The sequence below is a fragment of the Streptomyces sp. NPDC029152 genome (assembly GCF_055564355.1).
On record NZ_JBVHWR010000026.1, the window covers coordinates 35,479 to 62,147 of the forward strand.

The window sequence follows — 26,669 nt, forward strand, 5'->3', positions numbered from 1 at the left end:
GGGGGTGCTTTTCAGCCGGACGGGTGAAGGCACTCCGTCCGGACCCGTCAGCCCGTGCGCAACTCGCCGTCGACCGGCGCGCTTTCCACCGCCCGACGCAGCAGGGAGGGCCGCCGCGTGACCCATTCCTCCTCCGCGCACTCGAGGGCGAAGACGCGCGTCAGGTCGTCGAACCGGTAGACGCCGGCCCCGGTCCGCTCCAACAACCCCAGGTCGGCGAGGAGGTCGAGCTGCCCGGCGACCTCGGAGCTGTGCACGCCCAGCAACTGGCCGGATTCGGGCACCCCGATCTCCTCCAGCCCCACCCTGCCGAGCAGCCGGAACAGATGGGCCGTCTCGCCGGGCAGTCCGCGGTAACTGGCGGCCAACGAGGCGCGCAGGCTCATCCCGTCGTCGCCCACGACCATCAGCAGGTCGAGCCGGGCCGCCGGGTCCTCGTAGAGCGCCGCCAGCCGCTCGGGACTGGCGTAGGGGGCCTCCAGCAGCGCCGCGGCGGTGATCCGGATGCTCAGCGGAAGGTACCCGCACAGCTCGGCCAGCCGGTGGACCGCCGCCTCCCGCCCCCTCGCGCCCTCGCCGCCCAGGAGCCTGCCGAGCAGCTCGGCGGCGGGTTCGGGGAGCAGTGGCCTGAGGCCGATGCGGTGCGCTCCGTACCGCGCGACCAGCCCGCGCTGGGGCCGGCGGCTGGTGACGATCAGGCAGGCCGACGCCTGCGGGATCAGCGGTCCGATCTGCTCCATGTCCACGGCGTCGTCCAGCACCACCATCATCTGCCTCTCGTGCAGGAGGCTGCGGTAGAACATGGCCCGGCTGTCCAGATCGTCGGGCAGGTCCGCCCTGCCGACGCCGAGGCTCTCCAGCAGCCGGCCCAGGACGTGGAAGGGACGGTTCGGCCGCTCTCCGGTCCCGCCGAGGTCCGCGTAGAGCTGGCCGTCGGGGAAACGGGGCGCCAACTCGTGCGCCAGTTCGAACGCCAGGGCGCTCTTGCCCACCCCGGGCCGTCCGTCGATGGCGACGATGGGGGTGGCACGCCCCCGCGCCGGGGACGCCTGGTCGAGCAGCGCGCGCACCTGTTCCAGCTCCGCGTCGCGGCCGGTGAACATGTGCGTCCGGGAAGGAAGCTGCCGCGGGCTCAGCCCCATCCGGGTCAGTACGGCGCGCTCGCCGCCCGCCTGGGAGGGGGGCTGCACGAGGGCCGGGCCGGCCGGCGCGTTCTGCCGCCGCACGGCACTGTCGTCCACCGTGCCCGCCAGGATCCTGGCGTGCAGCTCCTGGAGCTCCGACCCCGGCTCGATGCCGAGTTCGTCACGCAGGTGGCAGCGGGCCTCGCCGTACGCCTGGAGGGCGTGCGCCTGCCGGCCGGACCGGTAGAGCGCCAGCATCAGCAGCCACCGCAGCTTCTCCCTCAGGGGTTCCTGCGCGACGGCCTCGCTCGTCACCACGATCGCCTCCTCGCTGCGCCCGGCGGCGATCATCCCGGCGATCCAGTCCTCCGCGGCGGAGAACCGCATCTCCCGCAGCCGGCTCCGTTCCAGGGCCGCGAAAGGGCCGGGCACCCCGGCGAGGGCATCCCCGCGCCACAGCCCCAGCGCCTTGCCGAGCAGGTCGAAGGCCGCGTCGAAACGGCCCTGTGCGGTCAGTCGCCGGGCCTCCGTGAACTGCTGCACGAACTGCGGTGCGTCCACCGACTCCAGGGGCAGGCGCAGTTCGTACCCGCCGGCCACGGAGAGCAGGACACCCCCCGACTCGCGTCCGCGGCGCGTGGGGTCCAGGGCCCTGCGCAGGCCCGCGACATAGGTGTGCACACCGTTCATGGCCGTGTTGGGCGCCACCGGGCCCCACAGTCCGTCGATGATCTGGCTGGGGCCCACCACCGTGCCCCGGTGGGTGCTGAGCAGCGCCAGCAGTGCCCGCTGCTTCGGCGGCCCCACGACTAACTCTTGATCACCCCGCCAGACGCGGAGGGGTCCAAGCAGCTGAACAGACAGTGAACCGGACGCAGCCGACATGAGCTCCCCCTCGAGAAGTACGACGTGGTCACGTCCCGGGACGCGGCGACCGGGCCACGAGACCGGAGAGGCATGCGGAAGTCCCGGCGATGACGCGGGCACCCATCATTCCCCCCGCCCCCGAGCGACTTGTTTCCGTCACGCCCCGACTCCAATACGTCATCATTCGATCACACCGCAACCTCGGCCAACAAGACGTTTCGAGAGGCATGTAAGTTCCTGCTCACCACCGGTTTCGGTGCCGTGAACACCTTGTTACACCTGCCCGGACCCGCCCCGCCGAGAGCCGGCGAAAGGCCCCTCCCCGACGCCGGACAGGGCGGGAACGGGCCAGGAAGGGCTTTCCGCCGGCACGGTGTCCGCCGGAAAAGCGGCCCCTCCTCCGCCGGGTTCCGATCCGGCCGTCCCGGGGGGCAAGCCCCTTCACGGCCGACCCGTCCGCGCCGCCCCGCTCACCCGTTTCCCCCACGCCTGCCGGGCGTTGCCCGCCCCCGCCCCGGCCCCGCCCACTAGTGTCGGAGTCCCCGGTTCGGGACAACCGATCGAAAGAGGTCCAGATGGAGACCAGCGGATCCGCCAACATCGGCGTCGTCGGACTGGCGGTGATGGGTTCGAACCTGGCTCGCAACCTCGCCTCCCGCGAGGGCAACAGGGTGGCCGTCCACAACCGCACCCACGCCCGCACCGAGAGGCTCCTCTCCGAGCACCCGGAAGCGGGCTTCGTCGCGGGCAAGTCGATCGACGACTTCGTCGCCTCGCTGGCCAGGCCCCGCACCGCCATCATCATGGTGCAGGCGGGAGCGGGCACGGACGCGGTCATCGACCAGCTCGCCGAGCGGTTCGAGCCGGGCGACATCATCGTCGACGGCGGCAACGCCAACTTCCAGGACACCATCGCCCGGGAGAAGCGGATCGCGCCCACCGGTGTCCACTTCGTCGGCGTCGGCATCTCCGGCGGCGAGGAGGGCGCGCTCAAGGGGCCGTCGATCATGCCCGGCGGCTCGGAGGAGTCCTACCGGACCCTCGGACCGATCCTCGCCTCGATCGCCGCGGTCGTCGCGGACGAGCCCTGCGTCACGCACGTGGGCACCAACGGCGCCGGCCACTTCGTCAAGATGATCCACAACGGCATCGAGTACGCGGACATGCAGCTGATCGGGGAGGCCTACGACCTGCTGCGGACGGTCGGAGGCCTTGAGCCGCACGCGATCGCCGACATCTTCACCGAGTGGAACAAGGGCACGCTGGAGTCCTACCTCATCGAGATCACCGCCGACGTCCTGCGCCACGTCGACCAGGCCACGGGGCAGCCGTTCGTGGACGTCGTGCTGGACCGGGCCGGCTCCAAGGGCACCGGCGTGTGGACCGTGCAGAACGCCCTCGACCTGGGCGTGCCGGTGGGCGGCATCGCGGAGGCCGTGTTCGCCCGCGCCGTCTCCGGGAAGGCCGAACAGCGCGACGCGGTGCGCCGCCTGCGCACCTCCCGGCCGGAGCCGCAGGAGGTCTCCCCCTCCTTCGCGGACGACGTGGCCGCGGCCCTGTACGCCTCGAAGGTCGTCGCGTACGCCCAGGGCTTCGACGCCATCACCGCCGGCGCGGACAAGTACGGCTGGGACATCCACAAGGACCGGATCGCCAAGATCTGGCGCGGCGGCTGCATCATCCGGGCGCGGTTCCTCGACCGCATCGCCCAGGCGTACACCGAGAACCCGGACATCACCACACTGCTCGAAGCCCCGTACTTCGCGCAGGCCGTCGCCGACGGGCAGGACGCCTGGCGGCGCGTGGTCGCCACCGCCGCCCTGTCCGGCGTCCCCGTACCCGGCTTCAGCTCCGCCCTCAGCTACTACGACTCCCTGGCCGCCGAGCGCCTGCCCGCCGCGCTCGTCCAGGGGCAGCGGGACTACTTCGGCGCCCACACCTACCGGCGCACCGACAGGAGCGGCACGTTCCACACGCTGTGGTCCGGCGACCGCACGGAGGTCGAGGTCGACGGCCACTAGGGTGCGCCGGACGCGGACACCGGCACCCGGACTCTTCGGCGGCGGCGGGCGGTGAGGGGCGGGGGCGACCCGTGCGGTCGCCCCCGCCCCTCACCGCCCGCGCTCCGTCCTGTCCCCACCGCCCGTGGCCACGGCCACCGGTCGGGACCGGGCCGGGCTCAAGTGAGCGGTGGCCCCGGTTCCGGGTTCGGCACGGGCTCCGGGCCCGGCGGGATCGGTGACGGGGAGGGCTCCGGCGGGCCGGGGTGCGGGGGCGACGGGGTCGGCTGCGGCGCCGGGCCGGGTCCCGGAGGCTGGGGCGTCGGCTCGGGCCCCGGGCCCGGGGGCGGCGGGGTCGGTACCGGACCGGGGCCCGGTGGCGGGGGTGTCGGGTCCGGGCCCGGCCCGGGCGTCGGAGGCGCGGGGGTGGGGTCCGGAGCTGGAGTGGGGCCCGGGGTGGGCCCGGGCGGGACGGGGTCCGGATACGGGTTCGTCATGGCGGGTCCTCCGGCCAGTCGGTCGACAGCGGCTCTGGATCTGTCCCCCGCCTACCCGACTGCGGTGTCCCCACTCACTCCCCCGCATGAAGGGCGGGGCCCAGGTGGCCGAGGGGGTCCCCGGCCCCTCGGAGCGCGGACGGGCCGTTCCGGGCGGCCTCCGCACCGGCGGCCAGCCCTGGCCCGGGACTGGCCAGGACCGGAACCCGGGTGCTCGTCCACCGCCGGGCGGGCGCCATGGACGCCTGGGCCAGGACGATCGCGTCGGCGGCGTCGGCCCCGTCCGCGGCGGCCGCCACCAGACGTGCGTAGCGTTCGGTGTCCCCCGCCTCGAAGCACGGCCAGGCGCCGTCGACCAGGAGCGTGCGCACCTCGACGGGGCGCCCGGCCCGCCGGGCCTCCTCCTCGACGAGGGCCCGGGTCGGCGCGAGGGTGCTCTCCAGGGCGGCGAGGACGACGACGCGCGGACCGGCGGTCACCGCGGCGGCGGCCATCGGCCGGTCGACCCGCAGCACGGGCACCCCGGCCCTGCCCGCCGCCTCCTCGGCGACACCGCCGAGGGTGGAGCAGGTGCACAGCACGGCTCGCGCGCCCTCGGCGACGGCATGCCGCAGCGCGGCCAGGACGTCGTCCCGCACCGCCTGCGGCCCCTCGCGACGGGCCCGGTCCAACAACCCGGCGTCGACGTGGTGACGCAGTTCGAGACCGGGATGCTCCTCGTCGCGCAGAGCGTCGAAGACCGGCACGTGGACGGGCGAGGTGTGCAGCAGGGCCAGCACGCGATGACTCCTCGTCCCTGCCGCCCTCGTCAGAACCGGCCGGGATGGGCCACGAGCCATTCCTTCGCCGCGCGCAGCAGCTCGGGGTCGGCGGCGGGGGCCTCGTCCGGGTGGCGCTCGGCCCACTTGACGACGTAGGGGCACAGCGGGGCGACGGGAACGCCCTCGCCCCGCGCGATGGCGTACAGCTCGCGCGCCAGCGAACCCGCGATGCCCTTGCCCTCGTGCGCCGGCTCGACGATGGTGTGCACGGGGACGAGGGCGCGCTCGGGGGTCTCCAGGACGAAGTACTCGATGCGGCCGGTCACCTCGCCGTCGCTCCACGCCTCGAGGCGGCCCGCCGCACGGTCGTCACGGATCTCGATGTCGCTCACGGGCAACGCTCCTCGTACGGGTTGGATCAGGCCGGGACGGCCTGAGGGCTGCGCTCCTGGTCCGATCCCGGCACCGGTTCGGAGGGATCCGCACCGAGCTTCACGACGCGGTTGTCGCCGTCCACGTGCACGACCCGCGGCTTCAGCGACCGCGCCTCGGCGTCGGTGACCTGAGCGTAGCTGATGATGATCACCAGGTCGCCGGGGTGGACGAGGTGGGCCGCGGCTCCGTTGATCCCGATCACGCCGGAACCCCGCTCGCCCTCGATGACGTAGGTCTCCAGCCGGGCGCCGTTGGTGATGTCCACGATGTGCACGAGCTCACCGGGCAGCAGGTCGGCGGCGTCCAACAGGTCGGCGTCGATCGTCACGGATCCCACGTAGTGCAGGTCGGCCTGGGTGACGGTGGCGCGGTGGATCTTGGACTTGAACATGGTACGCAACATGGAGAAACTCCCGTTTTGTCTGCTCCCTGCCTGCTTCATGCAGGTCAAGGGCGGTCTCCGTAGCGTACAACCATTCGCATGTCCGGCCAGCTGTCGCCAGGTGTTCCAGGACTCATACTGACCCGTTGCTGACCTCGTGATGGATGATCAGGCCGGGAACGGCCGTGGGGGCGTCGGTGAGGACGAGCGCGGCGGAGTCCGCGCGGCGGCTGGCGCGTCCCGCTCGCTGAACGTGGTTGTCGGTGGAGGGCGGCATGTCGCGCAGGACCACGACCCGCGGTTCGCCCACGTCGACGCCGAGCTCGAACGCGGTGGGGCAGGAGAGGGCGCTGACCTGCCCGCGGACCAACTCGCCCTGGGTCTCTGCCGCCTTCTCACCGGTCCACTGGGCCGTGTGCTCCTGGGCGCGCAGCGGAACAGGGCCGAAGGGGCGGTAGTGGCGGCGAAGGCGGCCGTCCGTCCCGGTGGTCGGCTTGTACTCCTCGTGGCGGCCGGTGCAGCGCAGGGCGGGGCACGACCCGCGTACGGGTACGGCGACGACGCGGCGACCGGTGTACAGCGGCTCGCCGCCCTCGGCGACGGGCCGCAGACGCGGCCAGGCACGGTCGAGCCGGCGGATCGCGCCGGTGCCGGCCTGGTTCTCCCCCGGCATCCGGTCGACGAGCTGTCCGGTGGTGAGGTCGGCCCACAGCCGGCCCAGGATCTCCAGGGCGGCCCCACCCCGGTCGCCCTGGTGCCCGAGGACGTCGAGCACCCGCTCCAGGCAGTCGGCGCGCCGGTTGGAGACGCCCGCGGCACCGGGCAGCCAGCTGATCGCCTTGCGTTCGGCGTCGGATCCCTGGGAGCGAACCCGGACAGGCCCACGGCGCGGGGCGAACGCCTCGTCGCCCGCGTCGACGTCCTCGGGCATGGCGGGCCACGCCGGGCGGCGTTCGCGGCCAGTTCCGCGATGAGGGGGACGCCGCGGTCTCGCCGTCGTCGTCGGTGCGGGTCTCCGACCGCTCCCGCTGTGCGGCGAGCCGGCGCTCGGCGGCGTGGCGTGCGGTGTGCGCGCCGTGCGTCGTGGTGGGGAACAGGGTGCGGAAGTGGCTTGTGATGACGATCGGTTCACCGGGCGCGGTGACGGTTTCCTGATCCACCTCACCGAGGATGACCGGGCCGTCCTAGCGTGGGGAGCACCGCGGACGGTGCACAGGGTGGCCGTCCCGGCGCCGACGGTGCGGTGTACGGGCGTGAGGCGGCAGGTTCACCCTCATCCCGTCGACGTCGACGAGGGCGGCGTGGGAAGAGGGCTGATGCCGGGTTCGAAGTGGTCGCGGATGTAGATGCGGGTGCGCTGCGGCGTGTACTCATGCACATACACGCTGACGCAGTGCTTGTCGGACAAGCCGTACATCTCGGAGATTTCCTGTTCCTCTGTAGCCTCGGGAGAGCCGGGACAGACGTAGCCGTAGCGCATGCCGTCCTTGAGCGTCTCGGGTTCCGGAAGTCCGAAGTGCGCGAAGTCGTCGGGGGCGACGTCGGTCTGTGCGGAGGTCGGTTCCAGCCACTTCTTCTCCGGCGGGTACTGCTTCAGATAGGTTTCCGCCTCCGGCCTGGTCAGGGTGAAGGTGAGGATGCCCGTGTCGAAGCGGGAGGTGACCTCGTACGCGGCCTGCGGGGACCGGGCCGTGCTCGGGATGACGAGGCCCATCCGCTCGCTCATCCACTCCGGCGTGATCCCCTCGGCCCACCGCGCACCCGCCGCCTGTTCCGTCACGCGGTCACCGGCGCCGGCACCGTCCGGTCCGTCGAGGAGCCATCCCGCCGCGGCCACGGCGCCCAAGAGGATCAGCACACCGGCGGCCACGCCGACGACGGGCCAACGACGGCGGCCACCACCGCCGTCTTCGACACCGCTCGTACCCTGCTCGGGCGCCCGGTAGGGATTCACGTCGTTCATCGGCCGTCCGCCCTTCCCACCGGGATGCCGGTCGCTCGGTCCTGTTGCTGTTCCCGGCCGGGGTTCAAGCGTCCGTCCCTGCTGTCGTCGGGACCCGGTAGCGGGTCGTCGTTCGGCTTCGAGGAGCCGAGGTCGTAGTGGTGGACGCTGCTGCTGCCCGCCATGTCGAACTCCTGGGCAAGACCCACCCGGTGCAGCTTGGCCATCTGCCCGTCGGGAATCTTCAACGGACCGATGTCGACGCCCTTGCCCTCGTCCCAGTTGTACCGGTCCCAGACGTTCACCTGATAGTCGACGCCGATGCTGCCTCTCCGGTGGCGGTCCCGGCGTCCTCCGGTGCGCTGCGCGGCCCGGGCGGCGGCGGCGCCGTGCGGGGGCGGGACGACACGTTCGCAAGGGGGGTCCGGGGCGCTACGATCGCGCCTGTGACCGCTCCGGAACCGACCATCCTCGCCACGTCCGGAGGGCACCGTGCCGGTACGCGCACCCGGTTGCTCCTCGACGCCCTGGTCCACCACGCGGTCGACCTCTCCGGCGTGCACGGCAGGCGTCCCCGCGTCCTGTACGTCGGCACGGCGACCGGTGACGCCGAGCACGTGACGGCGCGGGTGGCGGAGGCGGCCCGGGTGGCGGGCTACGACCTCACTCCCCTGCAGCTGTTCCCCATGCCGAACGTCGAGGACGTCGAGGGCACGGTCCTCGCCCACGACGTGGTCTGGGTGATGGGTGGTTCGGTGGCCAACCTGCTCGCCGTGTGGCGGGTGCACGGCCTGGACGCGATCATGCGGCGCGCCTGGCGGGCGGGCGTGGTGCTCGCCGGGATCAGTGCGGGTTCCATCTGCTGGTTCGAGGGCGGCGCGACGGACTCCTTCGGCCCCGGGCTGCGCCCGGTCACCGACGGGCTGGGCCTGCTGCCGTACGGCAACGGCGTGCACTACGACTCCGACGCGGGCCGGCGTCCGCTGATCCACCGGCTGGTCGCCGAGGGCGCCTTCCGGACGGCCCACTGCACCGACGACGGGGTGGGCCTGGTCTACCGGGGCACCGAACTGGTCGAGGCCGTGGCGGAACTGCCCGGCAAGGGGGCCTACGTGGTCGGTCGCACGGGCTCCGAAGTGGTGGAGGAGCGGATCGAACCGCGGTTGCTGCCCGCGCCCCGGTTCTGAGCGGCACCGGGCACCGCCGGGGGCGCGCGGCCGGCCGTTCCCGTCGGCACGGGGCGTCCACGCGGTGACCTCTTCCCACCGGTGCGGGGTGCACAGGAATATGGGGGTTACTTCCCCATGTGGGGGACGCGGAGGTCTGGCACCTTCTTCCTCGTGACTGAGACCGCCGCCGCCCCGGCCTCCCGGACCGACAGCCTCCCGACCCCGTCCGGCGTCCGCCTGCCGCTCGCCTGGTGGGCCCCGGCGCTGACCCTCGCGGAGCGGCTCGCCGCACCCGGCCTCCCCGCGGCGTCGGCCGGTTCCCCCGCCGGACGCGCTCCCTGGGACCTCGGGGACGGTGAGGGCTTCGCCCTGCGACTGGCCCACCTCGGGGTGGACGGGGCGACCGCGGCGGCCCTCGCCGCGGAACCCGCCGAGCGCCTCGCCGCCCGCGCGGCCAAGCCCCACTGGGCCGCCTACGCCGAGGAAGCGCTGTCCGCCGCTCCCGAGAGGCTCGACGAGCCGGCCGCGGAGGGCAGGGGTCCCGGGGTCTTCGCCCCCGTCGTACGGCCGCTGGTCGCCCCGGCCGTGGACCGGCTCGCCCGCCGCACGGCGGGCCTTCCCATGACGGAGCAGGTCGTGTGGTGGGAGGCGTTCGAGCGGCGGCTGACCGAGCAGCTGACCCGGCAGGCCGCCCGGACCCTGGTCCACGAACTGTCCCGGGCCCGGCGCGCCCGGCGGCTCACCGGTGCGGGCCCGCGTGAGCGGTTCGCCTCGTTCGTCGCCGCCACCGGCAGTCGAGGGGGCCTGACCTCGCTGTTCGCGGCCTACCCGGTGCTGGCCCGGATGCTGGCGCAGACCGCGCTGGACGCGGCGGACGCCGCGGCGGAGCTGGTGACGCGGTTCCAGGCCGACCGGGACGACCTGGTCGCCGGGCTCCTCGACGGGCGCGCGCCCGGGGCGCTGGCCGGGGTGGACCTCGGTCTGGGCGACGCCCACCAGGGCAACCGGGCGGTCGCGGTGCTGCGCTTCGCCGGCGGCGACCGGCTCGTGTACAAGCCCCGGCCGCTGGAGCAGCACGGCCTGCTGGACGACCTGGCGGCCTGGCTCGGCGCTAAGGTGCCCGGCCTCGCGCTGCGCACGCCACGCAGTGTGCGCCGGCCGGGGTACGGCTGGCTGGAGTTCGTGGAGCACCGCTGGTGCCGGTCGGGCGCCGAGGCCGACGCCTTCTACCGGCGCCAGGGCGTGCTGCTGGCCCTGCTGTACGCGGTGGACGGCGCCGACATGCACTACGAGAACGTCATCGCCTGTGGTGACCAGCCGGTCCTGGTGGACGCGGAGACCCTGCTGCACACCGGTCTCCCGCAGGCCATGACGGCCGGCGCCGATCCGGCCGCGGACGCCCTGCAGGCCTCCGTGCACCGCACCTGTCTGCTGCCCCATCTGCTGATCGGCGAGCACGGCGCGCTGGACATCTCCGCGCTGGGCCGCGACACCGAGGGCGCCTTCCCGAGCGAGGGCCTGCGCTGGGAGGACAGCGGCGAGGACACGATGCGGGCGGTGCGGGGGGCGGTGCTCAGTCCGGCCGCGCAGAACCAGCCGCTGCCCACAAAGGCGCCCCGGGAAGGGGTCGACCACCGGGCGGCCCTGCTGGAGGGGTTCCGCACCGGCTACGCGGCGCTGGCCGCGCACGGTCGTGAACTGGTCGCACCCGGGGGGCCGCTGGCGGAGCACGCGGACAGCCCCGCGCGGCTCATCGCGCGTTCCACCCGTCTCTACGCCACGCTGCTGGAGGAGTCCGCCCACCCTTCGCTCCTCGGCGACGCCCTGGCCCGGGAAGGGGTGTTCGCGGTGCTGTGGACCGAGTCGCAGCACGACGGGGCGCGCCGGCGCCTGGTCGAGCACGAGACCGCGCAGCTGTGGCGCGGTGACGTCCCCCTGTTCGTGCACCGGCCGTCCGGCACCGGGGTCCGGACGGCCGACGGCACCTGGTTGCCGGACGTGCTGCCGGTGGCCGCCCTGACCGCGGTCGGCCGGAAGCTGGCCCGGATGGACGAGGTCGACTGCCACGACCAGGAGTGGATCATCTCGGCCACGCTGGCGGCGCGCGGCGCCGGTTCGCCCCTGGCGCGGCGTTCCGAACTCGTCCTCGCCCCGCTCCCGGCGGTCGTGCCGGACGCCTCGCGGCTGCTGGCCGCCGCGTGCGGCATCGCCGACGAGATCGCCGCCCGCGCGGTACGCGGCGACGGCCGGACCAACTGGCTGGGCCTGGAAAGGGTGTCGGGGCCGCACTGGGCCGTGCTGCCGATGGGCGCGGGGCTGGGGCAGGGGTACTGCGGGGTGGCGCTGTTCCTGGCGCAGGCGGACGCGCTGACCGGGGCCGGCCGGTACGCCGCGCTGGCCCGGGAGGCGGTCCGGCCGCTGCCCGCCCTGATGAAGGCGCTGGCCGACGATCCCGAACTGAGCGCGGCGGCCGGACCGGGCGCCTACGCCGGGCTCGCCGGCATCGTCCACGCGCTCGTGAGGCTGCCGGCGCTGCTCGGTGAGGACCTGACGGGCTGTCTGCCGGACGCGCTCACCGCGCTCGGGCACGCCGTCACCGCCTGTTCCGATCCCGGACTGGCCGGTGGTACGGCCGGAGCGCTGACCGCCGCCGTCGCCGCGCACGGGGCGACCGGGTCCCCCGAGGCCCTGCGGCTGGCCGACGCGGTGGCGGACCTGCTGCTGACGACGGTGCGCGGACCGGACCGGCCGGGCGCGCCCGTGGACGCACGGGCCGCCGGCGGAGAGCCCGGGTTCGCGGACGGCGCCGCCGGGATCGGCTGGGCCCTGCGGCGCTACGCCGACCGCCGGCCGGGGCGCGCCGCCGCGCACGCGGACGCCGCCGACGCGCTGCTGCGCGCCGCGGTCCGCACGGCACGGACCGCGCCCGCGGACCTGTCCTGGACCACCGGGCTCGCCGGCGTGGCCGCCGCCGCTCCCCTGAGCGCCGCCGGGGCGCTGACGCCCCTCCTGGCGGACGCCGAGGCGGGCCCCGGTCTGAGCCTCGGGCAGGGCACGCTCGGCACGCTGGAGGCGCTGGCCGTGCTCGCCGGCCGGGGTGACACGGTGGCCGCCGGGGCGCTGTCCCGGTGTTCCGGACAGGTGCTCGCGCTGGTCGAGGCGCAGGGCCACCGTTGTGCCACCCCCGACCACGTCCCCTCCCCCGGGCTGCTGTCGGGACTGTCCGGCATCGGCTACGGTCTCCTGCGTCTGGCCCACCCGGACACCGTGCCGTCCCTGCTGCTCCTGGAGGATCCCGGTCGCTGACCGGTCCCCCTCGCCCGGCCGCCGCGCCGGCACGCCCGGGTGCCGGCCGCTGCGGTGCTCACCAGCGGCGCCGCCGGTCCGTCCGGTACCGTCTCCCGGGCCCGCGCCGGCACCGAGCTCGCCCCCGTGGACGCGTGGTGACGGCCCGTTCCGTCCGGCGCGCCTCGGTGGTGGCCGGGCCCGTGCGCGCCCGTGCGACCTGCCGCGGGCCGCGATGTCGGATTACTATCTGCGCTCATGCGTTCCCATGCGCCTTCCCTGGTCGGACGGGACTCCCAACTGGCCCTGTTAGAAAGTGCCCTGGCGGACACACGCCAGGGCCGCGGCGGTGTGGTCTTCCTGGTCGGAGAGGCCGGTGTCGGCAAGTCACGGGTCGCCGCCGAGGCAGTCGGCGGGGCACTGGACGCCGGGATGCGGGTGCTGCGGGGCCGAAGCAGCACCACGGGACCGGCCGTACCGTTCCGGCCGCTCACCGAAGCCCTGATGTCACTGTTCCGCGGTGGCGAACCCGTGGACGACCTGGCCCTCGGCCCCTACCGGCCGGTCCTCGGGCGGCTGATCCCGGACTGGGACACCGGGGAGCGGGACAGCAGTTCCATGGTGATCCTCGGCGAGGCGGTGCTGCGTCTGCTCATCGCCGCCGGGCGCGGGCGGGGCCAGTTGCTGCTGCTGGAGGACCTGCACGACGCCGACCCGGAGACGCTCGGCGTCCTCGAGTACCTGGTGGACAACCTGGAGTACTCGTCCGTCCTGCTGCTCGCCACGGTCCGGACGGATTTCAGCGACGCCCTCGACCTCGCGCAGTCGGCCCGCCGGCGCGGCGCCGCCACCCTGCTGGAACTGCCGCCGCTGACCCGGCTCCAGACGCAGGAGATGATCGCGGCGCAACTCGGGACCGAGGGTCCGGAGCAGGCGCCCGCGGCGGTGCTGGAGCGGCTGTGGGAGGACAGTTCGGGCAGCCCGTACCTGGTCGAGGAGCTGCTCCAGTCGATGATCGGGGCCGGCGCCCTGGTGCGGGGGCCGGAGGGCTGGCGGGCCGTCGACAATCCGCGCAGCGACGTCTCCTCGTCGCTGGCGCGTGGCATCCTGCGGCGTATCGACCGGCTCGGCACACAGGGGCTGACCCTGCTGTCGGCCGCCGCCGTGCTCGGACGGCGCTTCCCGCTCACGGTCCTGCAGCGCATGACCGGCGTCGACGACCGGGCCCTGCTCAGCCATCTGCACGCCGGGGTGGCCGCGCGGCTGGTGGTTCCCGACGAACCCGCGCCGGACTGGTACTCCTTCCGTCACTCGCCCACGGTGGAGGCCCTGTTCACGCAGATGACCCCGGGGCTGCGCGCGGACCTGGCCCGGCGGGGCGCGGAGGCGGTCGAGGAACTGCATCCGGACCTGGCCGGCGACTGGTGCGCGCTCGCGGCCGGGCTGCGCAGCACGGCGGGCGACAAGGTGGAGGCCGGCCTGCTGTTCGCGGACGCGGGCGGACGGGCGCTGGCGGCCGGGGCGCTCGGTTCCGCCGTCACCCTGCTGAGCCGGTCCGAGAGCCTGCTGGCCGACGCGGGCGATCCGCAGTCGCGGGCCATGGTGCTGGAGAACCTGCTGCCGGCCCTCGCGGAGTCCGGTGACTTCGCCCGCGCCCTCGACCTGGCCGAGGACCTGCACGCGCTGGACGGCTCGGGGCTGAGTCCCGTACGCCTGGCCACGCTGCACACCCGGCTGGCCAAGGTCGCCCACACGGCGGGCCGGTGGAACGACGGCAACCGGCAGATAGCCCGCGCCCGTGAGGTACTGGCCATGGCACCGGACGAGTCGGTCGCCGCGGCCGTCGACGTCACGGCCGCCTACCTGGCCCTCGACACGCCGGGGTCCGACCGCACCCAGCACGCGGAGAAACTGGCCCGGTCCGCCGTCGACACCGCCGAACGGCACGGTCTGCCCGTCGTCGCCTGCCAGGCCCGGGAGCTGCTCGCGACGGTGGCCCGCGAGCGCGACCCCGAGGAGTCGGCGGCGATGCTCGGGCAGGCACTGGCCACGGCGGAGCGCCACCGCCTGCCGCTGCAGCGCATGTACGCGGCCACCCGGCTCGGCGGCAACGCCTGGCTGGCCGACGGCGACACCGCGGACCTGCTGGCGGTCCGCGAGGAGGCGCTGCGGCTCGGCTCCGTGAACATCGTCCACACCGTGGACGGCATCCTCGTGCTGGACGCGGTGCTGCGCGGCCGCTACGACACCGCCCGGTCGGCCGCCTCCGAGTGCATGGCCGTGGTGCGGAGGCTGCGTCTGGCGCCGGTCGTGCGGTACGTCCTGATGGCCCAGGCCGTCCTGGCGGCCCACCACGCCGACCGGGCGGCGATGGAGCGGGCGCTGGCGGCCTTCACCGAGTGGGACGGCGCCGGTTCGCAGGAGGAGGCGCTCGGCCACGGTCTGGCCCGCGCCTTCTGCGCCCTGCTGGAGGAGGACCGCGAACTCGCCCGCCAGGAGCTGCGGCAGGTGCTGGCGCTGGAGGCGGGCAACCCCTCCACCTACCACCTCGGCGGCACCCACGGCCTGGTCCTGCTGCTGGACGTACTGGCCGGGGACGCGGACCGGACCCGGCACAAGGAGATCACCGCCACCGCCGTCGCCCGGATGCGCTGGAACCGTCAGTTCGTGCTGCTGAGCGAGGCCGTGCTGCTGGGCCGCGAGGGCGCGGGCGAGCGGGCGGCGGCCACGGTGGAGGCCGCCCTGGAGGTGGCCGAGCCGTACCCGCTGGCCCGGCACCTGGGACTGCGGCTCGTCGCGGACGCGGCGCACCGGGACGGCTGGGGCGATCCGGTGGGCTGGCTGCGGCGGGCGGAGCACTACTTCCACGAGCGGGACATCCAGGCCGTCACGGGCGCCTGCCGGGCCGGGCTGCGCCGGCTGGGCGCCTCCGTGCACCAGCACCGCACCGGCACCAGCGGCATCCCCGACCTGCTGCGCGCCCAGGGCGTCACGGTGCGGGAGTTCGAGGTGTTCCGGCTGCTGGCGGAGAGGCTGAGCAACAAGGACATCGCCGACCGGCTGTTCATCTCCCCCCGCACGGCGGAGAAGCACATCGCGAGTCTGGTCACCAAGACGGGGGCGGCGAACCGCGCGGACCTGTGCGCCCGCTCGGCCGCCCTGCGGGACGCCTAGGTCCTGCCGTCGGACCCCCGCCGTCCGCCCGGAGGGCGGGCCTTGCGGCGCCGGGCACGTGCTCCGGGTCCCCCGGCCGGAGGCCGGGGGACGCCGGGCCCTGGCCCTCGTACCGGATGTACTCGGGTCAGGGCCTGCCGGTCGTCCGGCCGGTCCCGGTGAGGGGGGCCGGCCGTCCTCGTCCGGCCGGGGCGGTCCGGTGCCCGGCGCGGGGCGGACGCTCAGTGCGGGGCGGAGACCGAGGTATCGATCGAGGTCAGGGTGATGACGACACCGCTGGTGAGGACCATGCCCGCGAGGACGCGGGCTCGGGCGCAGGCGCGGTTGCGGCCCGCCAGGGTGATGCCGCCTGCGGCGTCCGTCTCGGCGTCCGGACGGGCGGGGAGATCGGCGGGGGCGGAGGAGGCATCGCGGCGGAGCTCGGCCATGGTGAGGAACCTCGTGTCTGTGAGGGCGGGTGCGGGAAGGCGGGCAAGCGGCTGGGCGGGGAACGCCCGGTGTCTCTCAGGGTGCGCAGGCCCGGCGGGCGGGGGCCGGGGGGTTCGTGCCGGCGGGAGTCGCGGGTGCGGCGGATTCGGTCACGAGAACAAGGTCACAGATGCGGCGGGGGCCCGCATGGGGAACTGTCCCCCATATTCTCCGGCGGCCCGTGCCCGGTGCCGCCGGCCGGTGGGGAGGCGGGCGGGCGCGGAGCGCGCGGCGTCGGACGCCGCCGGGCCGGGCCGGGCCGCCCGGCCGGGTGAGAGGCGCAGGCCGGCGACGTGCGCGCGGCCGACGGCCGGGCCCGGTGCCGCGTGACCGAGGGGGTGTACGGGGCGGGTGGCCGGCCCGGTGACACGGGACCCGCGCGTCCGCACGCGGGCGCCGCCCGTGGTGGTGCCCCGCCCGCCCCGTGCCCGGCTCCTCGTGAGGAACTTGGGTGATCGCCCCGCATCCGCCGCCGCGGCGGCTGCCGCTCTACTGGTGTCCGGCCGGCGGTCCGCTCCTGTCCCGGGGCGGGGCCCGCCGGGCCGATCTCGACCCGTTTCCCACAGTCAACAGGTGCCGTACGACAAGACATACAGGAGTGGACGACATGCGGACCTCTCTGGGTATCGACTCCGTTGCGCGGAGTGTGTACATCGCGATGGTCGACCGACCCGGCGCGCAGGTGTCCGAGCTGGCCGAGCATCTGGAGGAGACCGAGGAAACGGTCCGGAGCGGGCTGGAGCGGCTGTCCGCCCTGCTGCTCGTCGTCCCGGGGGACTCCGCGAGCGACTGGCGTCCGGTCGATCCGGAGGTCGGGCTGGCGGCGATGCTCGCCCGCCAGCAGGACGAACTCGCCCGTCACCGCCTCCAGGTGGAGGGCAGCCGGCTGGAGGTGACGCGGCTGCTGTCGGAACGCGGGCGGCGCGGGCGGGAGAGCGTGCCGGACGTCGAGTGGCTGGCCGGCGCGGACGCCGTGTGGCGGCGCGTCACCTCGCTCGCCGAGAACTGCGCGAACGAATGGCTGACCGTCGGGCCGGCCGAGCGGCTGGACGCGGCGGTCCTCGACGCGGGCCGCCCGGTGGACGAGGTACTGCGCCGGCGCCGCACCCCCGTACGCGCCATCGTGCTGGAGAGCGTCCGCAACGACCCCGCGACGACGGAACGCCTGCGCCGGACCGAGGAGTGCGGCGGCACCGTCCGCACCCTGCCGTCGCTGCCGGTGTGGATGTTCCTCTCCGACCGGCGGCACGTCGTGGTGCCGGTCATCGACGGCCGGGGCGTGGCCGGCGCGATGGCGTGCGGCGTCGAGTCGGTCACGGAAGCCCTCACGACCCTGTTCGCCCGGCTGTGGAAGGAAGCCCTGCCGCTCGCGGAGGCACGCCCCCGCACCCGCGGCAACCTCTCCCTCCAGGAGCAGCACGTGCTGCGGCTGTGGGCGCAGGGACTCACGGACGCGGCGGCGGCCCGCCGGATGGACGTCTCCCTGCGCACGGTGCGCCGGCTCTCGGAGAAGCTGACCGACCGGTTCGGTGCCCAGAGCCGGTTCCAGCTCGGCGTCCTCGCGCTCGCCAGCGGCGGCATCCGCGCCGAGGACGTGGCGTGAGGTCCCGCACACGACATGCCCAAAGCGCCCTGCGGGGGCCGCACCTCGTCACCGAGGTCCGGCCCCCGCAGGGCGTGGTACCGGGTCACGTCACCCGGCGGGCGCGAACTGCGCCGTGATCGCCGCCATCATCAGGTCGGCGATGCACTGGGCCAGTCGCGCCGGGGTCGGGCAGTCGAACACGGCCCGCACCGGGACGTCGACCCGCAGCGCCTTGCGCAGCCGGGAGGCCACCTGCGTGGCGAGCAGCGAATGCCCGCCCAGCTGGAAGAAGTTGTCGTCCACGCCGACGCGCTCGATGCCCAGCAGTTCCTGCCACACGTCGGTGACGGTCCGCTCGACGGCGTTGCGCGGCGCCGTGTACCGCGTCCCCAGGTCCGGCCGCTGGTGGTCCGGTGCCGGCAGGGCCGCCCGGTCCACCTTGCCGTTGGCGGTCAGCGGGAGCCGGTCCAGCGTCACGAAGGCCGCCGGGAACATGTAGTCGGGCAGGAACCGCCCCAGATGGGCGTGGAGTTCCGCGGTGCTCGGCGCGTCCCCACCGGTGGGCACCAGGTACGCCACGAGCCGCTTGTCGCCGGGCGTGTCCTCGCGGACGGCCACACTGACCTCGCCGATGCCGGGGTGGGTCAGCAGGGTGGCCTCGATCTCGCCCAGCTCGATGCGGTTGCCGCGGATCTTCACCTGGTTGTCGATCCGGCGCAGGAAGTCCAGCTCGCCGTCGGCCCGCCACCGCACCAGGTCACCGGTGCGGTAGACCCGGGTGCGCACTCCCGCGGCCTCGTACGCGACGAACTTCTCCTCGGTCAGGTCCGGCCTGCCCAGGTAGCCGCGGGTCACCGCCTCGCCTCCGATGAGCAGTTCGCCGGGCACCCCGACCGGCAGGGGCCGGCCGTGCTGGTCCGCCACGAACGCCAGGACGTTGCCGATGGGGCGGCCGATCGGCGGGACCACGTCGCCCGGTTCGACCACCGTCGAGGTGACGATGATCGTGGTCTCGGTGGGCCCGTAGTTGTTGACGACGCGGAACGGCAGCCGGGCCCGCGGCGGCATCCGCAGCCGGTCGCCGCCGGTGAGCACGTAGTCGAGGGGGCTCTCGGCCGGCCATTCCACCGCGACCAGTGCCTCCAGCATCGGCGTGGACAGGAACGTGGTGTGCACGCGCTGCTCGCACAGCCAGTCCCGCAGCAGGTGCGGGGTGAGCCGGACCGTCTCGGTGCTGACGCAGCACGTCGCGCCGCGGGTCAGACCCAGCCAGAGCTCCCAGGCCGCCGGGTCGAAGCCGATCCCGGCCATCAGCGCGATCCGCTGCCCGGGCTCCAGCCCGTAGCGTCCCACCGTCCAGTGCACCAGGTTGACCACGCTGCGGTGCTCGACCTGGACACCCTTGGGGTGGCCGGTGGAGCCGCTGGTGTAGATCAGGTACGCCAGGTGGTGCGAGGCGGCCGCCGGACGCGGGTCGGTGTCCGGCTCACCGGCCAGCGTCGCGTCGTCGTCGAGCCGCAGCAGCGGTACGTCGGCGGGCAGCAGGCCGGCGTGCGCGGCGTCGGTGAGGACGACCGGGGTCGCGGAGTCCCGCACCATGTACGCCAGCCGTTCCGTCGGGTAGTCCGGGTCCAGCGGCACGTACGCCGCCCCCGCCTTCAGGATGCCGAGCTGGGCCGTCACCAGGTCGATGCCGCGTTCCAGGCAGAGCGCGACCGGCATGTCCGGCCGCACCGCGTACCGGGCGCGCAGGTGGTGGGCGATCCGGTTGGCGCGCGCGTTCAGCTCGCCGTAGGTCAGTGCGCCCCGCGGGCTCTCGACGGCCACGGTGTCGGGCTGCCGGGCCGCCCGTTCCTCGAACAGGCCGTGCAGCGTGGCGGTGTCCGGGAACGGGGAGACGGCGCCGTTCCACTCGACGACGGTCCGCCGCAGCTCCTCCTCGGTGAGCAGGCAGAGCTGGGACAGCCGTACCTCCGGCTCGCGGGCCACGGTCTCCAGCACGGTGCCCAGGTGGCCGGCCAGCCGGGCGACCGTGTCCCGCTCGAAGAGGTCCGTCCGGTACTCCAGGGTGCCGCGCAGACCGCCGTCCGCGTCCTCCGACATCATCAGGGTGAGGTCGAACTTGGCGTCCGGCAGCGTCACCGCGAACGGCTCCACGTCCAGCCCCGGCAGGCTCCAGCCGCCGCCGGCGGGCGTGTTCTGGAGGACGAACAGGGTCTGGAACAGGGGGTTGCGGGACGGGTCGCGGTCGGGTGCCAGTTCCTCGACGAGGCGTTCGAAGGGCAGGTCCTGGTGGTCGTAGGCGCCCAGGGCGGTGTCCTTGACCCGGTCGAGGAGTTCGGTGAAGGCCGGGTCTCCGGACAGGTCGGTGCGCATGACCAGGGTGTTGACGAAGAAGCCGATCAGGTCCTCGGTCTCGGCGCGGTTGCGGCCGGCGACGGGGCTGCCGACGGTCACGTCGTCCTGGCGTCCGTACTTGGCCAGCAGCACCTGGAAGGCCGCCAGCAGCACCATGTACAGGCTCGCGGAGCCGCTCCGGGCCGCCTTCCGCAGTCCGGCGGCCACCGCCGCGCCCACCTCGAACGTCACGGTGTCGCCGCCGCCGGTCCGGTCGGCCGGGCGGCGGTGGTCGGCCGGCAGCTCCAGCGGTTCCACACCGGCGAGCCGTTCCCGCCAGTACGCCAGCTGCTCGTCCAGCACCTCGCCGGAGAGCCGCCGGCGCTGCCACACGGAGAAGTCCGCGTACTGCACCGGCAGTTCCGTGTCCTCGGCGGGGGCGCCGGTCGTCGCCGCCCGGTAGCCGTCGCGCAGTTCGCGTGCCATGAGCGGCTCCGACCAGCCGTCACAGGCGATGTGGTGCACCGTGAGCAGCAGGTGCGCCTCCTCGTCGGCCAGCCGCACCAGGTGCGCGCGCAGCAGCGGTCCCGTCGCCAGGTCGAACGGACGGGCGGCTTCCGCGCGGGCGAAGCGCCGTGCCGCCTCCTGCCGTTCCTCGGCGTCGGTGAGGTGCCGCAGGTCGTGGACGGCCGTGCGCACCGGTGCCGGCGGATCGACGACCTGGGCCGGTTCTCCGTCCTCGTCGGCGACGAACCGCGTGCGCAGCACCTCGTGCCGCGCCAGCATCCGGGTCAGGGCCGCGTCGAGCGCTCCGGTGTCCAGGGCGCCACTGACGCGGAGCGCGAAGGGCACGGCGTACTCGGCGCGTCCGGGCTCCAGCTGGTCGAGGAACCACAGCCGTCGCTGGGCGAAGCTCAGCGGCAGCGGCCCGCCGGTGCGGTCGCCCGGCACGATGCGCTCCACGCCGGCCGTGCCTCCCGTCCCCAGCGCCTCCACGGCCGCGGCCAGTCCGGCGACGGTGGGCGCCGCGAACAGGTCCCGCACCGGCACCTCGACGCCGAGCGCGTCCCGCAGCCGTGAGGTCACCTGGGTGGCGAGCAGGGAGTGGCCGCCGAGTTCGAAGAAGTTGTCGTCCACACCGGTGACCTCCGTGCCCAGCACCTGCGACCAGGCCGCCGCGACGGCACGCTCGGCCGGGGTGCGCGGGGCCGGGCCGCCGGCCTCGGACGCGCGGGGCTCCGGCGCGGGCAGCGCCCGCCGGTCCACCTTGCCGTTCGGGGTGAGCGGCAGCCGCTCCAGGGCCACGAACGCGGACGGCACCATGGAGGCGGGCAGTTCACGGCGCAGCCGGGCCCGCAGGGCCTCGCCGGGGACCGCGGCGTCCCGCGCCGGGACGACGTAGGCGACCAGCCGCCTGTCGCCGGGGACGTCCTCGCGGACGACGACGGTGGCCGCGGTGACGTCGGGGCCGGCCAGCAGGACCGCCTCGATCTCACCGGGCTCGATGCGGTGCCCGCGCAGCTTCACCTGATCGTCCAGCCGGCCCAGGAACTCCAGTTGTCCGTCGGCCAGCCAGCGCACCCGGTCACCGGTGCGGTAGACCCGGCGCGGGGCGTCGTCGACGTGGACGGTCACGAACCGCTCCGCCGTCCGGCCGGGCTGCCCCCGGTATCCGCGCGCCAGCCCGGTCCCGCCGACGAGGAGTTCGCCGGGCACTCCGGTCGGCACCGGCCGTCCGTGCCGGTCGACGACGTACACGAAGGTGCCGGGCACCGGCCGGCCGATCGGTGGCACGGCCGTGCCGGGGACGACCTCGGCGGAGGTCGTGACCACCGTCGACTCGGTCGGTCCGTAGTTGTTGACGACGCGGAAGGGCAGGCGCCACCCGGCCGGGAGGCGCAGGGCGTCACCACCGGTCAGCACGTACTCGAGGGAGGTCGGCTCCGACCAGTCGAGGGCCGCCAGCGCCTCCAGCACCGGCGTCGACACGAAGGTGCCCGTGATCCGGCGCTCGGTCAGCCAGCGCTGGAGCAGCGCCGGCGTCAGCCGCACCGTGTCGTCGGGTACGCACACGGTGGCACCGGTCGCCAGCGCGGGCCACAGCTCCCAGGCCGCCGCGTCGAACCCGACCCCCGCCAGCAGCGCGACGCGCCGTCCCGGGTCCGCGCCGAAGGTGTCGGCCGTCCAGCGGACCAGGCCGGCCAGGCTGCGGTGCTCGATCTCGACGCCCTTGGGCCGGCCGGTGGAACCGCTGGTGTAGACGACGTACGCCAGGTCGCCGGGGCCCGCCGCGGGTTCCGGGTCGTGCGCCGGCAGGTCCGCGAGGGACGGCCAGTCCCGGTCGGTGAGGAACCGGCCGGGCTCCTCGGGCAGCCGTGCGGCCCCGGCGGCGTCGGTGACGACGAGCGCGGCCCGCGCGTCCGCGACCATGAAGGCGAGCCGGGCGGACGGGTGCTCCGGGTCCAGCGGCACGTAGGCCGCGCCGGACTTGAGGACCGCGAGCAGTGCGGTGATCTGCTCGGGGCCGCGTTCCAGGCACACGGCGACCGCGGTTCCGGGACCGGCTCCGCGTGAACGCAGGTGCCGGGCGAGCCGGTTGGCCCGCGCGTTCAGCTCCCGGTAGGTCAGCTCGCCGTCGGCCGAGAGCACCGCCGTGCCGTCCGGCCGCCGGGCGGCGCACTCCTCGACGAGCCGGTGCACCGGCGCCCCGGTACTGACCTCGGCCCCGGTGTCCGCGGCGGCCCGTGCCCCGCTCCAGTCGGCCAGCACGCGGCGCCGTTCGGCGCCGGCCAGCACCTCCAGTTCCGAGAGCGGGCGCTGCGGGCCGGTGACGGCCGCGCGCAGCAACGTGGTGAAGTGCCCGGCCAGCCGCTCGGCGGTGTCCGGTGCGAACAGGTCGAGGGCGAACACGAGATCGCCGTCGAGCGAGCCGTCGGGCCGCTCGGTGAGGAACAGGGTCAGGTCGAACTTGGCCTCCTCCGCACGGACCTCGAACGGCTCCACCACCGTTCCGGGCAGTCGCCACGCGTGGCCGTCCGGGGTGTTCTGGAGCACGAACATCGTCTGGAACAGGGGGTTGCGGGACAGGTCGCGGTCGGGTGCCAGTTCCTCCACGAGGCGTTCGAAGGGCAGGTCCTGGTGGTCGTAGGCGCCCAGCGCGGTGTCCTTGACCCGGGCCAGCAGCTCGGTGAAGGCCGGGTCTCCGGACAGGTCGGTGCGCATGACCAGGGTGTTGACGAAGAAGCCGATCAGGTCCTCGGTCTCGGCGCGGTTGCGGCCGGCGACCGGGGTGCCGACGGCGATGTCGTCCTGGCCGCTGTACTTGGCCATGAGCAGCTGGAACACCGCCAGCAGGGACATGAACAGGGTCGTCCCCTGCCCCGCCGCCAGCCGACGGGCCGCGCCGGCCACGTCGGCGGGCACCGAGAAGGAGACCGTGCCGCCCCGGCCCGACCGCTCGGCCGGCCGCCGGTGGTCGCTCGGCAGCTCCAGTGGCCGCACGCCGTCGAGGCGCTCGCGCCAGTAGGCGGACTGCTCGGCCAGCGCCGGGCCGTCCAGCGTCTCGCGCTGCCAGTTCGCGAAGTCCGCGTACTGCAGGCCGAGGGGGGCGAGGCCGGCCGGCCGGCCGTCCACCGCCGCGCCGTACAGCTCGCCCAGCTCCCGGGCCAGGATGCCCTCCGACCACCCGTCGGAGACGATGTGGTGCACGGCGAGGAGGAGCAGCCACTCCGCGTCGGCCACCCGTACCGCCACCGCGCGCAGCAGCGGCCCCGCGGCCAGGTCGAAGGGCCTCTGTGCCGCCTCGCGCAGGATCTCCCGCGCGGCGCCGGCTCCGAGGTGCCGGGCGTCGTGGACGTCCACCGGCACCTCCCGCACGGCGTCGACGACCTGGAACGGGCGTCCCGCGGTGTCCGCGAGGAACCGGGTCCGCAGGATCTCGTGCCGTGCGGTCAGCGCCGTCAGCGCGGTGCCGAACGCGTCCGGCGCGAAGTCCCCCTCCGTCCGCAGCCCCACCGGGATCGTGTACTCGGCCCGGCCCGGTGCCAACTGGTCCAGGAACCAGAGGCGCTGCTGCGCGAAGGACAGCGGCAGGGGTCCCGAGCGGTCCGCCCGCGGGATCGCGGCGGGGGTGGTGCCCGGCACCAGCCTGTCCACGGCCGCGGCCAGCAGGGCCGGCGTCGGCGCGTCGAACAGCGCCCGGTGCGGCACGTCCACCCCGAGGTCCCGGCGCAGCCGGGAGGTGACCCGGGCGGCCAGCAGGGAGTGTCCGCCCAGTTCGAGGAAGTCGTCGTCGGCGCCGACCGCGTCGACGCCCAGCACCTCGGCCCAGATGCCGGCGACCGCCCGCTCCGTGGGCGTACGCGGCGCGGTGAACGCGGCGGAGACGTCCGGGCGGTCACTCTCGGGCGCGGGCAGGGCCCGCCGGTCCACCTTGCCGTTCGGGGTGAGCGGCAGCCGCTCCAGTACGACGTACCGGGCGGGCACCATGTGCGCGGGCAGCTCCCGCGCCAGCGCCGCGCGCAGTCCCGCCACGCCCACGGCCGCGCCGCCGGCCGGCACCAGGTACGCCACCAGCCGCTTGTCGCCGGGGACGTCCTCGCGGACCACGACCGTGGCCGCCGCGACGCCGGGCCGGGACAGCAGGGCGTTCTCGATCTCCCCGAGTTCCACCCGGTGCCCGCGCAGCTTGACCTGGTCGTCCATCCGGCCCAGGTAGACCAGGCGCCCGTCCGGCAGCCACTTCACCAGGTCACCGGTGCGGTACACGCGGGCTTCGGGGTCGGCCGAGAAGGGGTGCGGCACGAACCGCCGCTCCGTCAGCTCGGGGCGCCCCAGGTAGCCGAGGGCCACGTTGACGCCGCCGATCAGCAGTTCGCCGGGCACGCCGACCGGCTGGACCTCGCCGTGCGCCCCGACCACGTAGACCTCGGTGTTGTCGATGGCCCGGCCCATCGGCACGTGGTCCGCCGTCGGCTCCACCGACACCGTCCGGCTGACCACGTTGCCGACGGTCGCCTCGGTCGGCCCGTACTCGTTGACGATCGCCGTGTCCCCGCTGCCCGCGGTCAGCACCCGGTGCGCCAGCGCCGGTGTCAGGTCCTCGCCGCCGGCGACCACCGTGGCGATGCCGTGCCGGGCGCCGTCCTGTTCCAGGCGGGCGGTCAGCAGCTCCAGGTGCGAGGGCGTCGCCTTCAGGAAGCTGATCGGGACGCCGGACGCGACGATGTCCACGGCGGCGTCGAACACGGTACGGCCCGGTTCCGGCCGCGGCACCACCAGGCACAGCCCCTGCACCAGCGGCAGGAACAGCGCGGTCACCGTCAGGTCGAACGCCGCGGAGGAGCACAGCAGCGAACCGATCCGGGCGCCGGGCGCCGGGGGGTAGTTCCGGTCGCACCAGTGCAGGTAGTTGACGACGCCCCGGTGCCCGACCCGCACGCCCTTGGGGCGGCCCGTGGAACCGGAGGTGTAGATGACGTACGCCACGTCGTCCGGGCCGACGGCGGCGGACGGGGCGGCGCCAGGGCCCGACGGCCACTCCCGGTCGGCCAGCAGCAGCTCGGTGCCGGGCGCGAACAGGCCCGCGTGCGCGGACTGCGTCACCACCACCGGGGCGGCGCTGTCCTCGACCATGTACCGCAGCCGCTCGGCGGGGTAGGCCGGGTCCAGGGGCACGTAGGCGGCACCCGACTTGAGCACGCCGAGCAGCGCGCACACCAGGTCCGGGCCGTGGTCCAGGCACACCGCGACCAGCGCGCCGGGGCCGACGCCCCGCTCCGCCAGGTACCGCGCCAGCCCCTCGGCCCGTTCGTCCAGCTCCCGGTAGGTCAGCCGGTCCCCGCCGTGTTCCAGGGCCACCGCGTCGGGCCGGCGGGCGGCTCGCTCCTCCACCAGCCGGTGCACGGTGGCGGTGTCCGGGAACGGGGAGCGCGGCCCGTTCCACTCGGTCAGGATCCGGTGCCGCTCGGGCTCCGTCAGCATCTCCAGCGCGCTGAGCTGCTGTCCGGGCGTGTCGGTGGCGGAGCGCGCGAGGGTCACCAGGTGCCCGGCCATCCGCTCCGCCGTGGCCCGCTCGAACAGATCGGTGCGGTAGCCGAGGACGCCGCGCAGACCGCCGCCGTCCGCGACGACCTCCAGGGTGACGTGTGCCTCCGGCGGGAACACGGCGGCCTCCCGGGCGGCCGTGCGCCACGCGAACCACGCCACCGCGTCCGCCGGCGGCGCGAGGGGCGCCGCCCCGCGGCTCGCGGCGTCCGCCATGTTCCGCGCGACCTGCGCCGCGGCCTCGGTGAACGCCGGGTCGCCGTCGGCGCCCCGCACCACGATCGCCGTGTCCGGGGCGTCCGCCGGCACCGTCACCGGGACGTCGCCCCGTCCGGCGTACCGCCCGAGCAGCGTGTGGAACACCGTCAGCACGACCGCGGGGAGTTCCACGCCGCCGTCGCGGGCCAGCGCGGCCAGCGCGTCCGCGGTCCGGGCGGGCACGTCGAACAGGACCCGGTCGGCGGGGCCGGGGCCGTCGTCCGACGGCCGCCGGTCCGACGGCAGTTCCAGCGGCTCCGGGCCCGCCGACTCCTGCCTCCACTCCCCCAGCTGGTGATCAGCCACCGTTCACTCCCCATCGTCAGGACATCGTCAGCGG

Annotated in this window: 14 protein-coding genes; 5 read left to right on the top strand and 9 right to left on the bottom strand. The window is 74.8% G+C overall.

What is annotated here, in order from left to right; genetic code table 11:
• Window positions 1-47: 47 nt before the first annotated feature.
• Window positions 48-1,931, bottom strand: coding sequence for an AfsR/SARP family transcriptional regulator (locus ACZ4V6_RS33100; protein ID WP_467834510.1), 1,884 nt, complete (start codon window positions 1,929-1,931; stop codon window positions 48-50).
• 635 nt (window positions 1,932-2,566) lie between these two features.
• Between ACZ4V6_RS33100 and gndA the strand changes: the two genes are divergently transcribed.
• A complete protein-coding gene (gndA, locus tag ACZ4V6_RS33105) occupies window positions 2,567-4,012 on the top strand; it encodes an NADP-dependent phosphogluconate dehydrogenase (protein ID WP_467834512.1) in 1,446 nt (481 codons plus the stop codon).
• A 550-nt stretch (window positions 4,013-4,562) separates the two neighbouring features.
• Here gndA and ACZ4V6_RS33110 read toward each other — a convergent pair.
• The 6 genes from ACZ4V6_RS33110 to ACZ4V6_RS33135 form a co-directional block, all read right to left on the bottom strand.
• Window positions 4,563-5,267 (bottom strand): aspartate/glutamate racemase family protein, encoded by a 705-nt coding sequence (locus ACZ4V6_RS33110; RefSeq protein WP_467834514.1) that lies wholly within the window; start codon window positions 5,265-5,267, stop codon window positions 4,563-4,565.
• Between the two features lie 29 nt (window positions 5,268-5,296).
• Window positions 5,297-5,641 carry a GNAT family N-acetyltransferase gene (locus tag ACZ4V6_RS33115; protein WP_467834515.1) on the bottom strand — a complete coding sequence of 115 codons (345 nt, stop codon included), beginning with the start codon at window positions 5,639-5,641 and terminating at the stop codon, window positions 5,297-5,299.
• A gap of 26 nt (window positions 5,642-5,667) precedes the next feature.
• Entirely contained in the window at window positions 5,668-6,087 is a 420-nt protein-coding gene (gene panD / locus ACZ4V6_RS33120; protein WP_467834517.1) for an aspartate 1-decarboxylase, read from the bottom strand.
• Window positions 6,088-6,199: 112 nt separating this feature from the next.
• Window positions 6,200-6,997 carry a helicase-related protein gene (locus tag ACZ4V6_RS33125; RefSeq protein WP_467834519.1) on the bottom strand — a complete coding sequence of 266 codons (798 nt, stop codon included), beginning with the start codon at window positions 6,995-6,997 and terminating at the stop codon, window positions 6,200-6,202.
• A 342-nt stretch (window positions 6,998-7,339) separates the two neighbouring features.
• Window positions 7,340-8,029, bottom strand: a complete 690-nt coding sequence (locus ACZ4V6_RS33130; protein WP_467834521.1) for a hypothetical protein — start codon at window positions 8,027-8,029, stop codon at window positions 7,340-7,342.
• A complete protein-coding gene (locus ACZ4V6_RS33135) occupies window positions 8,026-8,313 on the bottom strand; it encodes a hypothetical protein (protein ID WP_467834522.1) in 288 nt (95 codons plus the stop codon). The genes ACZ4V6_RS33130 and ACZ4V6_RS33135 overlap by 4 nt, the downstream gene beginning before the upstream one ends.
• Before the next feature lie 141 nt (window positions 8,314-8,454).
• On the opposite strand from ACZ4V6_RS33135, the gene ACZ4V6_RS33140 reads away from it, so the two are divergent.
• From ACZ4V6_RS33140 to ACZ4V6_RS33150, 3 genes are all read left to right on the top strand, one after another.
• Window positions 8,455-9,195 carry a Type 1 glutamine amidotransferase-like domain-containing protein gene (locus ACZ4V6_RS33140; protein ID WP_467834524.1) on the top strand — a complete coding sequence of 247 codons (741 nt, stop codon included), beginning with the start codon at window positions 8,455-8,457 and terminating at the stop codon, window positions 9,193-9,195.
• A gap of 153 nt (window positions 9,196-9,348) precedes the next feature.
• Complete coding sequence (locus ACZ4V6_RS33145) at window positions 9,349-12,483, top strand: type 2 lanthipeptide synthetase LanM family protein (RefSeq protein ID WP_467834526.1); 3,135 nt, start codon at window positions 9,349-9,351, stop codon at window positions 12,481-12,483.
• 237 nt (window positions 12,484-12,720) lie between these two features.
• Window positions 12,721-15,636 carry a helix-turn-helix transcriptional regulator gene (locus ACZ4V6_RS33150; RefSeq protein WP_467834527.1) on the top strand — a complete coding sequence of 972 codons (2,916 nt, stop codon included), beginning with the start codon at window positions 12,721-12,723 and terminating at the stop codon, window positions 15,634-15,636.
• 221 nt (window positions 15,637-15,857) lie between these two features.
• Here ACZ4V6_RS33150 and ACZ4V6_RS33155 read toward each other — a convergent pair whose 3' ends face one another.
• Window positions 15,858-16,064, bottom strand: coding sequence for a hypothetical protein (locus ACZ4V6_RS33155; protein ID WP_467834529.1), 207 nt, complete (start codon window positions 16,062-16,064; stop codon window positions 15,858-15,860).
• Window positions 16,065-16,711: 647 nt separating this feature from the next.
• Here ACZ4V6_RS33155 and ACZ4V6_RS33160 point away from each other — a divergent pair.
• The gene (locus ACZ4V6_RS33160) at window positions 16,712-17,707 is read left to right on the top strand and encodes a LuxR C-terminal-related transcriptional regulator (protein ID WP_467834531.1); all 996 of its coding nucleotides are present in this window, start codon (window positions 16,712-16,714) and stop codon (window positions 17,705-17,707) included.
• A gap of 90 nt (window positions 17,708-17,797) precedes the next feature.
• Here the strand turns inward: ACZ4V6_RS33160 and ACZ4V6_RS33165 are convergent, their stop codons facing one another.
• Window positions 17,798-26,635 (bottom strand): non-ribosomal peptide synthetase, encoded by an 8,838-nt coding sequence (locus tag ACZ4V6_RS33165; protein WP_467834533.1) that lies wholly within the window; start codon window positions 26,633-26,635, stop codon window positions 17,798-17,800.
• Window positions 26,636-26,669: the final 34 nt, after the last annotated feature.